The organism is Micromonospora cathayae, assembly GCF_028993575.1.
Classification (GTDB): domain Bacteria; phylum Actinomycetota; class Actinomycetes; order Mycobacteriales; family Micromonosporaceae; genus Micromonospora; species Micromonospora cathayae.
This window is the reverse complement of sequence record NZ_CP118615.1, coordinates 485032-500080: the sequence shown is the minus strand read 5'-3', so window position 1 is coordinate 500080 and position 15049 is coordinate 485032. Positions and strand designations below refer to the sequence as shown.

Annotated in this window: 10 protein-coding genes and 1 pseudogene; 5 read left to right on the top strand and 6 right to left on the bottom strand. The window is 73.9% G+C overall.

Translation table 11 applies throughout. The annotated features are described in order from the left end of the window. The first annotated feature begins 189 nt into the window (after positions 1-189). Entirely contained in the window at positions 190-1137 is a 948-nt protein-coding gene (locus PVK37_RS02255) for a ferritin family protein (RefSeq protein ID WP_275032005.1), read from the top strand. A 266-nt stretch (positions 1138-1403) separates the two neighbouring features. Here PVK37_RS02255 and PVK37_RS02250 read toward each other — a convergent pair whose 3' ends face one another. From PVK37_RS02250 to PVK37_RS02230, 5 genes and pseudogenes are all read right to left on the bottom strand, one after another. Next, entirely contained in the window at positions 1404-2492 is a 1089-nt protein-coding gene (locus PVK37_RS02250) for a uroporphyrinogen-III synthase (protein ID WP_275032004.1), read from the bottom strand. 139 nt (positions 2493-2631) lie between these two features. Further along, positions 2632-2958 (bottom strand): annotated as a pseudogene (gene nirD, locus PVK37_RS02245) (nitrite reductase small subunit NirD); the annotation flags it as partial. Beyond that, entirely contained in the window at positions 2955-5633 is a 2679-nt protein-coding gene (gene nirB, locus PVK37_RS02240; RefSeq protein ID WP_275032003.1) for a nitrite reductase large subunit NirB, read from the bottom strand. The gene nirB and the pseudogene nirD, both read right to left, overlap by 4 nt. A gap of 32 nt (positions 5634-5665) precedes the next feature. Continuing rightward, positions 5666-7114, bottom strand: coding sequence for an FAD-dependent oxidoreductase (locus PVK37_RS02235; protein WP_275032002.1), 1449 nt, complete (start codon positions 7112-7114; stop codon positions 5666-5668). Beyond that, positions 7111-9327, bottom strand: coding sequence for a molybdopterin oxidoreductase family protein (locus PVK37_RS02230; protein WP_275032001.1), 2217 nt, complete (start codon positions 9325-9327; stop codon positions 7111-7113). The genes PVK37_RS02235 and PVK37_RS02230 overlap by 4 nt, the downstream gene beginning before the upstream one ends. Positions 9328-9692: 365 nt before the next feature. Here PVK37_RS02230 and PVK37_RS02225 point away from each other — a divergent pair, with 365 nt between their 5' ends. From PVK37_RS02225 to glmM, 4 genes are all read left to right on the top strand, one after another. Then, the gene (locus PVK37_RS02225; RefSeq protein WP_275035337.1) at positions 9693-11060 is read left to right on the top strand and encodes an MFS transporter; all 1368 of its coding nucleotides are present in this window, start codon (positions 9693-9695) and stop codon (positions 11058-11060) included. A gap of 209 nt (positions 11061-11269) precedes the next feature. After that, entirely contained in the window at positions 11270-11713 is a 444-nt protein-coding gene (gene rplM / locus PVK37_RS02220) for a 50S ribosomal protein L13 (RefSeq protein WP_145815493.1), read from the top strand. 20 nt (positions 11714-11733) lie between these two features. Then, the gene (gene rpsI, locus PVK37_RS02215) at positions 11734-12198 is read left to right on the top strand and encodes a 30S ribosomal protein S9 (protein WP_275032000.1); all 465 of its coding nucleotides are present in this window, start codon (positions 11734-11736) and stop codon (positions 12196-12198) included. Positions 12199-12318: 120 nt separating this feature from the next. Next, a complete protein-coding gene (gene glmM, locus PVK37_RS02210) occupies positions 12319-13674 on the top strand; it encodes a phosphoglucosamine mutase (protein ID WP_275031999.1) in 1356 nt (451 codons plus the stop codon). A 147-nt stretch (positions 13675-13821) separates the two neighbouring features. Here glmM and PVK37_RS02205 read toward each other — a convergent pair whose 3' ends face one another. Beyond that, positions 13822-15000, bottom strand: a complete 1179-nt coding sequence (locus tag PVK37_RS02205; protein ID WP_275035336.1) for a pyridoxal phosphate-dependent aminotransferase — start codon at positions 14998-15000, stop codon at positions 13822-13824. Positions 15001-15049 lie beyond the last annotated feature (49 nt).

The window sequence follows — 15049 nt, the reverse complement described above, 5'->3', positions numbered from 1 at the left end:
GCGGCAGGGGCCCCTTCGTGGCCTGGTGGTCGGCAGGGGCGCTTCGTCGCCTGGTGGGCGGTGAGGGCCCCTTCCTGGTCGCGTCCCCGCTGAGGAGACACGCCCGTCCGGGCTAATCCAACCCCTCTGAGCTGGGCAAACATAAGCTCCCCCCAATGGCTGTCACGGAAAGTGATCGAGGGGGAGCAGATGCGAGTTGCCACTGGCATTGCGGCGGTCGCGGTGGGGGCGGTGTTCGGGGCCGGCCTGGCCGTACCCGTCGAGGCGGCGGCGCCGAGACTCGACCCGGAGACCCGGGCGGACACGCTCGCCGCGATGACGGACGAGGCGTACGCGTACGCCAGCTACCGGGCGTACGCCCAGGAGGCGGCCCGGCGGGGGCAGGCGGCGGTCGCCCGGCTGTTCGGGGAGACCGCCCGTGAGGAGTTCAACGACCACTTCGTGGCGGAGGCCCGGCTGATCGGCTTCGTCCGGGGCAACCAGGCGAACCTGACCGACTCGATCGAGGGCGAGACCCACGAGGCCACCGAGCTGTACCCGTCCTTCGCCGAGCAGGCGACCCGGGACGGCTGCCCGGAGGTGACCGCGCACTACGCCGAGTTCGCCGGTGACGAACTGGTGCACGCCGGCCGGTTCACCACCGCGCTGACCGCGCTGCGGTTCCCCGACTCCGGCATCGAGGTGCCCACCGGGGAGCCGGTGCCGCCGGTGCCGATCGAACGGACCCGGCCGGCGTGCGGCGGGCAGACCCTGGAGAACCTGCGGGACACCCTGTACGGCGAGGCGTTCGCCTGGGCGAAGTACACCATGTACTCCCGGCACGCCGACCGGACCGGGCAGCAGCGGCTGGCCGAGCTGTGGACCAACACCGCCGGCCAGGAACTCGGCGAGCACTTCGCCGAGACCGCGATGCTCGCCGGCCTGGTCGGTACGACCGCCGCGAACCTGCGTACCGCCGTCGCCGCCGAGGTCGAGGCGGCCGCGACGTACCAGGTCTACGCCAACCGGGCGGCCAAGGCCGGGGACATCGAGGCGGCGAAGCTGTTCGAGGAGATCCGGCACGACGAACTGCGGCACGCCGCCGCCTTCCGCCGCGCCCTGGTCGACCTCACCACCGCCCAATCCCCACGCCCATAGGGCAACGACGCGCCCGCTCGCCCCCCGGCCCCCCGTTCGCCCCGTTGATCATGAAGTTGTTGTCACCGTTTCCGGCGTGTCGTGACAACAACCTCATGGTCAACAGGGCGGGCGGGACTCCCCGACCTGACGTCGGCAATCACCTGGTCAGCAATCTGGAGATATGATGCTGATTCGGGCATGTCGCTCCTCGTGTGGCAACCCGAATTCGATCACCGCGGTCCCGCGCCCCGGCAGCACCGACGCCGGCCGACGGCGGCGGATGGTCAGTCGACGCGAAGGCGGTAGCCGCGTTTCACCACCGTCTGGACGATCCTCGGGGCCTCCAGGCCGGCGCGGATCCGGGCCACCGCCATCTCGACGGCGTGCTCGTCCGCGCCGCGCGGCAGGGTCCGCAGCAGCGCGGTACGGGAGAACACCCGGCCGGGGGAGCGGGCCAGCGCCCGCAGCACCGCCATCGGCGCGGGCGCCAGCGGGCGCAGCTCGCCGTCGATCACCGCCGCGTGGCCGCGCAGGGTGAGCTGGTGGCCGGCGGCCTTCAGGGTCACCGTACGGCGGGGCAGCTCGTCGACGATGTGCCGGACCAGCGCGCCGAGCCGGGCCCGGTTGGGCATGCTGACCGGTACCCCCCGGCGGATCAGCGGTTCGGCGGTGACCGCGCCGACGCAGCTCGCCAGCACGTCGCCGCGGAACGCCCCGAGCACCGCCTCGGCCCGGTCGCCGGAGGCCCGCAGCAGCGCCTCGGCCGCCGGGGCAGAGGTGAAGGTGACCGCGTCGACCAGCCGGGACGCGACCAGGTCGATGAGCCGGTGCAGCGGGGCGGAGTCGGTGGGTGGCGCCCAGCGGTACACCGGCACCTCGATCACGGTGGCACCGGCGTCCTCCAGCGCCTCGGTGCACTCCGGCTGCCGGTCGCCGTGCAGCTGCATGGCGATCACCTGGCCGGCCACCCCGCGTCGGCGCAGGTGGTCGACGACCTCCTCGCAGCTCTCCGAGTCCGGTGACCACTGGTCGTGCAGACCGGCGGCCCGGATCGCGCCCCGGGCCTTGGGGCCGCGGGCCACCACGTACGTGTCGGCCAGCACCGAGCGCAGCGGCTCGGCCAGCCCCCAGCCCTCGGCCGCCTCCAGCCAGCCGCGCATGCCGATGCCGGTGTTCGCCATCAGGATGTCCGGCGGGCGGGCCAGGCAGGCGCGGGTCGCCTCACGCAGGTCGCTGTCGTCGGCGAGCGGCACGATCCGCAGGGCGGGAGCGAGCACCACCCGGGCGCCGCGCCGTTCCAGCATCGCGGAGAGTTCGTCGCGTCGCCGGTCGGCGGTCACCCCGATGGTGAAGCCGGCCAACTCGTCAGCCATCGTGGCTCCCGGGTTTCTCCTCGCCGGAGGCGGCTCCGTGACCTGCGGCCGCGCCGGCTCCGGCTCCGTGACCTGCGGCCGCGCCGGCTCCGGCCCGGTGGCCGGCCGCCGCGGTCACCGGACGGCCCGCCCCGGCGGCGAGGCGGACCTCGACCACGCCGTCGCGGCAGCGCACCCCGTGTACGGTCACCGCCGCCCCGGGCCGGTCCAGGCACTCGCCGGTCCGCAGGTCGTACACCTGCTTGTGCAGCGGCGAGGCGAGGGTGGGCACCCCGTCCCGGCTGCCCACGATGCCCCGGGACAGCACGTACGCCCCGGCGACCGGGTCCCGGTTGTCCAGCGCGAACAGTCCGTCGAGGGTCCGGAACAGGGCCACCTGCACCCCGTCGACCAGGGCGGCCACGCCCCGGTCCAGTTCCAGCCGGTCGTGCCGGCAGACCGGGGTCCAGCCGTCCGTCGGGCTCATCGCCGCACCCCCGGCAGTCCCAGCGCGACCGGCTGGCGGCCGGCGCGTCCCGGGCCGGCCAGCGGGGCCACCCCGGCGGCCCCGGCCCCGGCAGCCCCAGCCACCCCGGCCCCGGCAGCCCCAGCGGCCCCGGCCCCGGCGGCTCCGGCTCCGGCCCCGGCAGCCCCGGCGGCTCCGGCTCCCGCTGTCACGGCGGCGGCCGGTACCGGTTGGCCGCGTTCCCGGCCGAAGGTGATCGACGGGTCGGGGACGTCCGGCGCGTTGACGAAGGAGGAGAAACGGCGCAGCCGTTCCGGGTCGGCGAGGGTGTCCCGCCACTCGTCCGAGTACGTCCCGACGTGCCGGGCCATCGCCGCGTCGAGTTCGGCGGCCAGCCCCAGCGAGTCGTCGATGATCACCGCCCGCAGGTGGTCGAGGCCGCCGTCCATCGCCTCGATCCAGGCGGCGGTACGTTGCAGCCGGTCGGCGGTGCGGATGTAGAACATCAGGAACCGGTCCACGTAGGTGACCAACTGTTCGGTGGTCAGGTCGGTGGCGAACAGGTCGGCGTGCCGGGGCCGGAAGCCGCCGTTGCCGCCGACGTAGAGGTTCCAGCCGCTCTCGGTGGCGATGATGCCGAAGTCCTTGCTGCGGGCCTCGGCGCACTCCCGGGCGCACCCCGACACCGCTGACTTGATCTTGTGCGGGGCACGCAGGCCGCGGTAGCGCAGCTCCAGGGCGATCGCCAGCCCCACCGAGTCCTGCACCCCGTACCGGCACCAGGTCTCGCCGACGCACGACTTCACCGTGCGCAGCGCCTTGCCGTACGCGTGGCCGGACTCGAAACCGGCGTCCACCAGCCGCCGCCAGATCGCCGGCAACTGGTCCACCCGCGCCCCGAACAGGTCGATCCGCTGCCCACCGGTGATCTTCGTGTAGAGGTTGAAGTCCCGGGCCACCTCACCGATCACGATCAGCTTCTCCGGGGTGATCTCGCCACCGGGGATCCGGGGCACCACCGAGTAGCTGCCGTCGCGTTGCAGGTTCGCCAGGAAGTGGTCGTTGGTGTCCTGCAACGACGCCTGCTCGCCGTCGAGCACGTACCCGCTGCCCAGCGAGGCCAGGATCGAGGCCACCACCGGCTTGCAGATGTCGCAGCCCCGGCCCCGCCCGTGCTCGGCGATGAGCTGCGAGAACGTCCGGATGCCCCGGACCCGGACGATCTCGAACAGCTCCTTGCGGCTGACGTCGAAGTGCTCGCAGAGCGCCGTGGACTGCACCACCCCGGCCGCGTCCAGCAACTGCTTCAGCAGCGGCACGCAGGAACCGCAGCTGGTACCGGCCCGGGTGCACGCCTTCAGCGCCGGCACGTCCGCGCAACCGTCCGCGATGGCCGTGTCCACCTGGGCCCGGGTCACCGCGTTGCAGGAACAGACCTGGGCGGCGGCGGGCAGCGCGGTCACCCCGCCGCCCTCGCCGCTGCCGGCCGGCGCGAGCAGCGCCAGCGGCGGGGCCGGCAGCTCGCCGCCGACACTCGCCCGCAGCGTCGGGTACGCGCTGGCGTCCCCCACCAGCACCCCGCCGAGCAGGGTGCGCGCGTCGTCGGAGAGCACCAGCTTGGCGTACACCCGGGTGGCCGGGTCGGTGAACGTGACGTCCAGGCAGCCCGGGGTGCTGCCGTGCGCGTCACCGAACGACGCCACGTCCACCCCGAGCAGCTTCAGCTTGGCCGCGGTGTCCGCGCCCGGGAAGCTCGCCGCGCCACCGAGCAGCCGGTCCGCCACCACCTCGGCCATCGCGTACCCGGGCGCGACCAGGCCGTAGCAGGTGCCGTCGACCGCCGCGCACTCGCCGACCGCCCAGATCCGCTCGTCGTCGACGCTGCGGCAGGCCGGGTCGACCAGCACCCCGCCGCGCCCGCCCACCGTCAGCCCGGCCGCGCGGGCCAGCTCGTCCCGGGGCCGGATACCGGCCGCGACCACCACCAGCTCCGCGTCGACCGTCGCGCCGTCGGAGAGGACCAGCCCGGCGACCGTACCGTCCGGGCCGGCCCGCAGCGCCGTGGTGGCGACCCCCAGGTGGGTACGCACCCCCAGCTCCTCGACGTACCGGCGGAGCATCGCCCCGCCCGCCTCGTCCACCTGCACCGGCATCAGCCGGGGCGCGAACTCGACCACGTGCGTGGCCAGCCCGAGCAGGCGCAGCGCGTTCGCCGCCTCCAGGCCGAGCAGCCCGCCGCCGATCACCGCGCCGACCCGCCGGCCCCGGGCGTGTTCCCGGATCGCCTCCAGGTCGTCCAGCGTCCGGTAGACGAACACCCCGGGCAGGTCCGTGCCGGCCACCGGCGGTACGAACGCGGACGAGCCGGTGGCCAGCACCAACGCGTCGTACGGGTACTCGCCGGCCGGGGTGGCCACCACCCGCCGGTCCCGGTCCAGCGCGGTGACCGGCTCGCCGAGCCGCAGCTCCACCCCGTCGTCCGGGGTGTGCAGGTTCAGCTCGTCGGCGTCCACCCCGTCGAAGAAGGCCGACAGCCGCACCCGGTCGTACGCCGGGCGGTGCTCCTCGGCGAGCACCGTGACCTGCCAGCGCCGCTCGACGTCGCGGGCCCGCAACGCCTCCACCAGCCGCTGGCCGACCATCCCGTTGCCGACCACCACCAGCCTGCCACCGGTCGTCGCCGCATTCCCGTCCATCGCCGCACCCCCGTTCCTCGGGTCCGCTCCAGTCATCGCGTCACCTCCACCGGGTCCACCTCGGACAGCCACTCGACGATCCCGGCGACCGCGTCCCGGCACGAGCTGCACCCGGTGCCGGCCCGGGTCGCGGCAACCACCTCCGGCATCGACCGGGCACCCTTGCGCCAGCAGTCGACCAGGTCGGCCTTGCTGACCGCGTTGCACCGGCAGACCGTCGCCGCGTCCGGCATCAGTGCCGGGGACGCCGCCTCCGGGCCGGCGGTCGCCCCGCCGAGCGCCCGGCCCAGCAGCAGCGAACGCCGGTCGGCGGGTACCGGGCCGCCCCGGTCGAACAGTTGGATCACCGTGCCGACGCTGGGGTTGTCGCCGAGCAGGATCGCGCCGGTCAACCGTTCGCCGCTGATCGACAGCCGGGCGTACGTGCCCCGGGCCGGATCGGTGAAGGTCAGCTCCTCGACGTCCGGCACGGTCCCCGGGGCGGGCAGGTCACCCATCGCGGCCAGGTCGATGCCGGCCGCCTTGAGCCGGGTCACCCCCGGCTGCGGCCGGTACCGGTCGTGTCCGTCGCCGGTGAGCTGCCGGGCCACCACCCGGGCCTGCGCCCAGGCCGGGGCGACCAGCCCGCTGACCAACCCGTCGTACTGGGCGCAGTCGCCGATCGCGGAGACGTGCGGGTCGCTGGTGCGCAGCCGGTCGTCGACCACCACGCCCCGCTCCACGGTCAGCCCGGCCGCCCCGGCGAGCGCGGTGTCCGGGCGTACCCCGCAGGCCAGCACCAGCAGGTCGGCGTCGAGTACGCCACCGTCGGCCAGGTCGAGGCGGACGCCGTCGGAGCCGGCGGCCACCCCGGTCGCCGACGTCCCGAGTCGGGTACCCACCCCCAACCGGGCCAGGGTGTCCGCGAGCACCGCCCCGGCGGCCGGGTCGAGCTGCCGTTCCATCAGGTGCCCGACCGGGTGCACGACCCGCACGTCCAGTCCCCGGGCGGCGAGCCCCCGGGCCGCCTCCAGCCCCAGCAGGCCACCGCCGAGCACCAGCACGCTCCGGGCGTCCCGGGCGGCGGCGAGGATCCGCCGGCAGTCGTCCAGGGTGCGGAACGGCACCACCCGGTCGGGCAGCCGGTGTACGTCCAGCCCGGACAGCGGCGGCACCACGGCCCGGCTGCCGGTGGCGAGCACCAGGTGGTCGTACCCGATCGTCTCGCCGGTGTCGGTGCGGACCGTGCGGGTGGCCCGGTCGATCGCGGTGACCGTCACCCCGGCCCGGACGTCCACGCCCTGCCCGGCCAGTTCGGTCAGCTCCACGTCGGCCTCGCCGACCTTCCCGGCGAGCAGCGTGGAGAGCATGATCCGGTTGTACGCGCGGTGCGGCTCCGCCCCGAGCACGGTGATCGTGCGGTCGCCGGGGCGGGCGTGCAGTTCGGTGGCGAGCCGGGAACCGGCCATGCCGTACCCGACGATCACGATGCGCCGGCTCACCGGGCCACCTTCTCCACCCGGACCGCGCAGACCTTGAACTCCGGCATCCGGGAGACCGGGTCGAGGGCGTCGTTGGTGACCGAGTTGGCCCGGCCCGCGCCACCCCAGTGGAACGGGGCGAAGACCGTGTCCGGGCGGATCGCCGCACTGATCCGGGCCGGTGCGCGCAGCTCACCCCGTCGGGAGGTGACCCGCAGCTCGTCACCCTCGGCCACGTCGAGCCGGGCGGCCAGCTCCGGGTGCAGCTCGACGAACGGCTCCGGGGCGGCCCGGCGCAGCGCCGCCACCCGGCGGGTCTGGGTGCCCGACTGGTACTGCGCCAGTACCCGGCCGGTGGTCAGGTACAGCGGGTACTCGGCGCACACCTCCTCGGCCGCCGGCCGGTGCTCCACCGGCTGGAACCGGGCCCGGCCGTCCGGGGTGGCGAACCGTTCGGTGAACATCCGGGGACTGTCCGGCCCGCCCTCGTCCGGGCAGGGCCAGAACACCCCGTCGGCGGCGTCGATCCGCTCCCAGGTCACCCCGGCGTAGTCGGCCGGCCCGCCGGCCGAGGCGCGGCGCAGCTCGGCGAAGACCAGCCGCGGATCCGCCGGGTCACCGGCGACGACCGGCCAGGTTCCGCCGGTCGTGCCGCCCCGGGACGCCGGGCCGGATCCGAATGCCGGGCCGCCCTCCGCCGCCGGGCCGCCCCTGGCGGCCCGGCGTGCCGCTGGCGGCAGCACGGCCGCCAGGTCGGCGAGGACGCGCAGGTCGGTACGGACGCCGGGCGGCGGCTCACGCAGCGCGCGGCGGCGCAACACCCGGCCCTCCAGGTTGGTCATCGTGCCGTCCTCCTCGGCCCACTGGGCGGTGGGCAGCACCACGTCGGCGATGGCGGCCGTCTCCGACAGCAGGAAGTCCGCCACCACCAGCAGGTCCAGGTCACGCAGCCGACCCTCGATCCGGGCGGCGCGGGGCGCCGACACCACCGGGTTCGAACCGAACACCAGCAGCGCCTTCGGGCCGGCGGGCGTACCCAGCGAGTCGAGCAGCTCGTACGCCGACACCCCCGGACCGGGCAGGTCCTCGGGGCGTACGCCCCAGACGGCGGCCACGTGCTCCCGGGCCGCCGGGTCGTCGATCTTCCGGTACCCGGGCAGCTGGTCGGCCTTCTGCCCGTGCTCGCGGCCACCCTGGCCGTTGCCCTGGCCGGTCAGGCAGCCGTACCCGGATCCGGGGCGGCCGGGCAGGCCCAGCGCCAGCGCCAGGTTGACGAACGCGCTGACCGTGTCGACCCCCTTGGCGTGCTGCTCCGCGCCCCGGGCGGTCAGGATGATGGCGTTGTCGACGGTGGCCAGGGCCCGTGCCGTCGCCTCCAGGTCGGCCACCGGCACCCCGGAGAGCCGCTCGGCGCGGGCCGGCCACCAGCTCGCCGCGATCCGGCGGACCGCGTCGAAGCCCTCGGTGCGGGCCGCCACGTACTCCCGGTCCACCCAGCCCTCGGTCAGCGCGACGTGCAGCAGCGCGTTCGCCACCGCCAGGTCGGTGCCGGGCAGCGGTTGCAGGTGCAGGTCGGCCAGCCGGGCGGTGGCGGTGACCCGGGGGTCGACGACGATGAGTTTCCCGCCCCGGTCCCGCAGTTCGGTCAGGTAGCGGGCCAGCGGCGGCATGGTCTCGGCCGGGTTCGCCCCGACCAGCAGCAAAGTGTCGGCCCGACCCAGGTCGGCCAGCGGGAAGGGCAGGCCCCGGTCCAGCCCGAAGGCGCGTAGCCCGGCCGCCGCCGCCGAGGACATGCAGAACCGGCCGTTGTAGTCGATGTTGCGGGTGCCCAGCGTGACGCGGGCGAAGCGGCCCAGCGCGTACGCCTTCTCGTTGGTGAGCCCGCCGCCGCCGAAGACGGCGACCGCGTCGCGACCGTACGCGGTCTGGATGTCGCGGACCCGGCTGGCGATCCGGTGGTACGCCTCGGCCCAGGACGCCGGGCGCAGTTCGCCGGTCGGCGCGCGCAGCAGCGGGGTGGTCAGCCGTTCCGGATGGTCGAGCAGGTCGGCGGCGGTCCAGCCCTTCTGGCACAGGCCGCCCCGGTTGGTCGGGAAGTCGCGCGGCCGGACCTCGATCCGACCGCCCGTGTCGCGCAGGACCATCCCGCACTGGAGAGCGCAGTACGGGCAGTGGGTCGCCGCCTCGCGGGGCGTCCGCCCCGGGCTGGTCGCGGCTCGTGCACCGTCTGTCATGTCGGCAAAGCGTGCCGGCGGGCGGTTTCCGCCCCGGGTCCCGTTTGTTTCGGCCCTGTCAAGAGCCGCTCACTTGCCGCCGGGGCAGCACATCGGCGGAAGTCGACACCCGGCCGGTCTCACAGAGGCTCCGGCCGGCCCGTGCGCGGCCCGTATCCGCGCCGACCCGAAAGCGGACACGCCGGGGTAACCGCCGTCGCCTAGCGTCCCTCCCCGGCACCAGCGGCCGAGCCGTACCGACCGGCGGGCCGCCGCCACCGACGACCCGTCACCGCCGACGGACCGCCACCACTGCCGGCCCGTCGCCGTCGACGGACCGCCACCACCAGGTACGAGGAGGAGCCGCCGTGAGCACCCTCACCACCATCGCACCCGCCGCCGACCCCGACAGCGGCCCACCCCGGGGCCGCCGGCACCGGCTGGACGACTGGCGTCCCGAGGACCCCGAGTTCTGGCGTACCACCGGTGCGCCGATCGCCCGCCGCAACCTGTGGGTGTCGATCTTCGCCGAGCACGTCGGCTTCTCGGTGTGGAGCCTCTGGTCGGTGACGGTGCTCTTCCTCGGCCCCGAGTACGGCATCGACCCGGCCGGCAAGTTCCTGCTCACGGCGGTACCGGCCGCGCTGGGCGCGGTGCTGCGGCTGCCGTACACCCTGGCGGTGGCCCGGTTCGGCGGCCGGAACTGGACCATCGTCAGCGCGCTGCTGCTGCTCGTGCCGGCGGTACCGATGGCGGTGCTGCTGGAACCCGGGGTGTCGTACCCGACGCTGATGGTGCTGGCCTGCCTGACCGGCGTCGGTGGCGGCAACTTCGCCTCCTCGATGGCGAACATCAACCTGTTCTTCCCGGAACGGCTCAAGGGCCGGGCGCTCGGTCTCAACGCCGGCGGCGGCAACCTCGGCGTGCCGGCGGTGCAGCTGGTCGGGCTGGCGGTGCTGGCGACGGCGGGGGCCGCGTACCCCCGGCTGGTGCCGGCGGTGTACCTGCCGCTGATCGTGGTGGCGGCGCTGGCCGCGGCCCGCTGGCTGGACAACGTCCCGGCGGCCCGCAACGAACCCGGCGCGCTGCGCGAGGCCGCCCGGGACCCGCACACCTGGGTGATGTCGCTGCTCTACATCGGCACCTTCGGCTCGTTCATCGGGTTCGGCTTCGCGTTCGGCCAGGTGCTCCAGATCGAGTTCGCCGACCGGTTCGCCACCCCGGTCGACGCGGCCTGGCTGACCTTCCTCGGCCCGCTGGTCGGCTCGCTGATCCGGCCGGTCGGTGGGCAGCTCGCCGACCGGTACGGGGGAGCCCGGGTGACCTTCTGGAACTTCGCCGCGATGGCCGGCGGCGCGGCGCTGGTGCTGTACGCGGCCGGGCAGCGGTCGCTGCCGCTGTACCTGACCGGCTTCCTGGCGCTCTTCGTGACCAGCGGGATCGGCAACGGCTCGACGTACAAGATGATCCCGGCGATCTTCCGGGCCCGGGTGGCGGGCGAGGTGGCGCAGGGCCGGCTCGACCCGGCCGACGCCGAGCGGCGGGCGCGTCGGCTCACCGGGGCGCTGATCGGTATCGCCGGCGCGGTGGGCGCCTCCGGCGGGGTGCTGGTGAACGTCGCCTTCCGGCAGTCCTTCCTGACCTGGCAGAGTGCGGACGCGGCGTACCTGGCGTTCATCGGTTGCTACGCGCTGTGCCTGGTGGTGACCTGGGTGGTGTACCGGCGGCCGGGCAGCCGGCTCACCGGAGTGTGAAAACGATCACCCTTGGTGGTGGCTCCCGCGTGGCGTCGACCCCGTTTTGACCGGCGCGTCGGCCTGCGGGTATCGTTGCCTGCTGTTGTACGACATTCAGCGGCGTACCGCTTCAGGTACGCTTGGTCGTTCGTGCGCGCTGGTCCGGCCTGGTACCCCTGGTCACCTCGGCGCGCGACCCCAGACCGACGACGAGACAAGGTAGACCTGTGCGTACGTACAGCCCGAAGCCGGGTGAGATCGAGCGTCAGTGGCACGTCATCGACGCCTCTGATGTCGTGCTGGGCCGCCTGGCCACCCACGCCGCCACGTTGCTGCGTGGTAAGCACAAGCCGACTTTCGCGCCGCACGTCGACACGGGCGACTTCGTCGTCATCGTGAACGCGGGCAAGGTCGCGCTGACCGGTAACAAGCGGCAGCAGAAGATCGCCTACCGCCACTCCGGCTACCCCGGTGGTCTGAAGCAGGTCGGTTACGAGGAGCTGCTGACCAAGCGCCCGGAGCGCGCCATCGAGCTGGCCGTCAAGGGCATGCTCCCGCACAACAAGCTGGGCCGTCAGCTCATCAAGAAGCTGAAGGTCTACGCCGGTGCCGAGCACCCGCACGCCGCGCAGCAGCCGGTGCCGTTCGAGATCAAGCAGATCGCGCAGTGAGCGCGGGCGAAGGAAGCAGCATGACCGACATCACCGAGACCGAGGTTGGCTTCGACGCCGCCGAGGCGCCGGCACCCGTCGCCCGCGCGCCCCGTGGTGACCGTCCGATCCAGACCGTGGGCCGCCGCAAGGAGGCCATCGTCCGGGTCCGGATCGTCCCCGGCAGCGGCAAGATCACCTGCAACGGCCGCGACCTCGAGGCGTACTTCCCGAGCAAGGTGCACCAGCAGCTGATCAAGGACCCGCTGGTCACCGCCGAGAAGCCCGAGGCATTCGACGTCATCGCCAACCTCCGGGGCGGCGGCACCACCGGCCAGGCCGGTGCGCTGCGGCTGGCCATCGCCCGGGCCCTGATCGTCAGCGAGCCGGACGACCGTCCCGCGCTCAAGAAGGCCGGCTTCCTCACCCGGGACGCCCGGGTCAAGGAGAGCAAGAAGTACGGTCTCAAGAAGGCCCGTAAGGCCCCGCAGTACTCGAAGCGCTGATCAGCGTCAGCACCTTGTACTTCTGACGGACGGCCGGTCCGCCTCCCCTCGGTTCACTCGGGGGAGGTGGGCCGGCCGTTCCGCTTTCCCTGGTACCACGTTTTCTGGAGGTTGACGGGTATGGGTCGGTTGTTCGGCACGGACGGCGTACGCGGGCGGGCGAACGTCGACCTCACACCCGAACTGGCACTGGCGGTGGCGGTGGCCGCCGCGCACACCCTCGCCGAGTCGGACCGCAGCCACCCGCCGCTGGCGGTCGTCGGGCGGGACCCCCGGGCCAGCGGCGAGATGCTCGAAGCCGCCGTGGTGGCCGGCCTGACCAGCGCCGGAGCCAACGTGGTCCGGGTCGGGGTGCTGCCCACCCCGGCGGTGGCGTACCTCACCGCCGAGGCCAAGGCCGACCTGGGCGTGATGCTCTCCGCGTCGCACAACCCGATGCCGGACAACGGCATCAAGCTCTTCGCCGCCGGTGGGCACAAGCTTCCCGACGAGATCGAGATCCAGATCGAGGGCGCGGTCGAGGCGAACGCCACCACCGCCTGGGACCGCCCGACCGGGGCCGGCATCGGCCGGGTACACGACCTGCTCGACGGGGCCGACCACTACGTCCAGCACCTGATCGGCACCGTGCCGCACCGCCTCGACGGGATCAAGGTGGTGGTGGACTGCGCCAACGGCGCCGCCGCCGAGGTCGCCCCGGTCGCCTACCGCGAGGCCGGCGCCGAGGTCATCGCGATCAACGCCGAGCCGGACGGCCTCAACATCAACGACGACTGCGGCTCCAACCACATCGACGCCCTGCGCGCCGCCGTGGTCGAGCACGGCGCCCACCTGGGCCTCGCCCACGACGGCGACGCCGACCGCTGCGTCGCCGTCGACGCCGACGGCACCGAGGTGGACGGCGACCAGATCATGGCGATCCTCGCGCTGGCCATGCGGGAGGCCGGCACCCTCACCGGCGACACCCTGGTCGCCACCGTGATGAGCAACCTCGGCCTGCGGCTGGCCATGTCCGCCGAGGGCGTCCGGCTGATCGAGACCAAGGTCGGCGACCGGTACGTGCTGGAGGAGCTGCGCGCCTCCGGGTACGCCCTGGGCGGCGAGCAGAGCGGCCACATCGTCATGCCCGCGTACGCCACCACCGGCGACGGGGTGCTCACCGGGCTGCACCTGATGGCCCGGATGGCGCAGAGCGGCCGTACCCTGGCCGACCTCGCCTCGGTGGTCACCAAGCTGCCCCAGGTGCTGATCAACGTGCCGGTCGGGGACCGCACGGTCGGCGCGGGTGCCCCCGACGTCCTCGCCGAGGTCGAGCGGGCCGAGGCCGAACTCGGCGGGACCGGTCGGGTGCTGCTGCGCCCGTCCGGCACCGAGCCGCTGGTCCGGGTGATGGTGGAGGCGGCCACCGAGGCCACCGCCCGCGAGGTCGCCGAGCGCATCGCCGACCGGGTCCGCACCGCCAGCCCCGCCTCCTGAGCACGACCCGACCGGGGTACGACACCAGTCGGACCGGCCCCTTCCGGACCTCCACGGTTACCGGAAGGGGCCGTTCCCCGTCTGGACCGGTGCGTCGCGCAGGTAGTAACGGTCGCCGTCCCAGATCCCGAACGGGGCTCCGGACGGTCAGCCGGTACGCAGCGCGCCGAGCCGGGTGACGGCCTCGGTCAACACCTCCGGGCGCTTGCAGAAGGCGAACCGGATCAGCGGGCGGCCGGCGTCGGTGTGGTCGTAGAAGACCTGCGTCGGCACCGCCACCACCCCGCAGCGTTCCGGCAGGGACCGGCAGAACTCCACCCCGTCCGTCCCGCCCAGCGGGGTGATGTCGGCGGTGACGAAGTACGTCCCCTCCGGGGTGAGCACGTCGAAACCGGCCGCGCTGAGCCCGCCGACGAGCTGCTCCCGGCGTTGCCGCATACCGGCCAGGAAGTCGGTGTAGTAGTCGTCCGGCAGAGCCAGGGCCACCGCGACCGCCGGTTGCAGCGGCGCGGCGTTGACGAAGGTGAGGAACTGCTTCACCCGCAGCAGCGCCGACACCAGCGTGGCCGGTCCGCTCGCCCAGCCGACCTTCCAACCGGTACAGGAGAACGTCTTGCCGGCCGACGAGATCCGCAGGGTGCGTTCCCGCATGCCGGGCAGGGTCGCCAGCGGCACGTGCCCGGTGTCGGCGAAGACCAGATGCTCGTACACCTCGTCGGTCACCGCGTACACGCCGTGTTCCTGGCACAGCTCGGCGACCAGGCGCAGCTCGTCGGGGGTGAAGACCTTGCCGGTGGGGTTGTGCGGGGAGTTGAGCAGCAGCAGCTTCGTCCGGGGGCCGAACGCCGCGCGCAGCGCGTCCGGGTCGAAGGCGTACCGGCCGTCGGCTCCGGGGCGCAGCGTCACCGGTCGACGGACCGCGCCGGCCAGGGCGATCGAGGCGGCGTACGAGTCGTAGTACGGCTCGAAGCAGATCACCTCGTCGCCCGGTTCGCACAGGCCGAGGATCGCCGCCGCGATGGCCTCGGTGGCTCCGGCGGTCACCACGATCTCGCCGTCCGGGTCGTACTCCAGCCTCCAGAACCGGCGCTGGTGGTCGGCGACCGCGGCCCGCAGGGCGGGGATCCCCGGCCCCGGTGGGTACTGGTTCTGGCCGGTACGCAGCGCCTCGGCGGCGGCGGCGAGCATCTCCGGTGGACCGTCGGAGTCGGGGAAGCCCTGCCCGAGATTGACCGCGCCGGTCCGTACCGCGAGCGCGGACATCTCGGCGAAGATGGTGGTGCCGAACGGACGCATCCGGGCCACCAGGGGATCGACCCTCGCCAGCGCGTCGGTATTCGTGGTCGTCGTCACGTCGGCCAGCCTACGGCCGGAT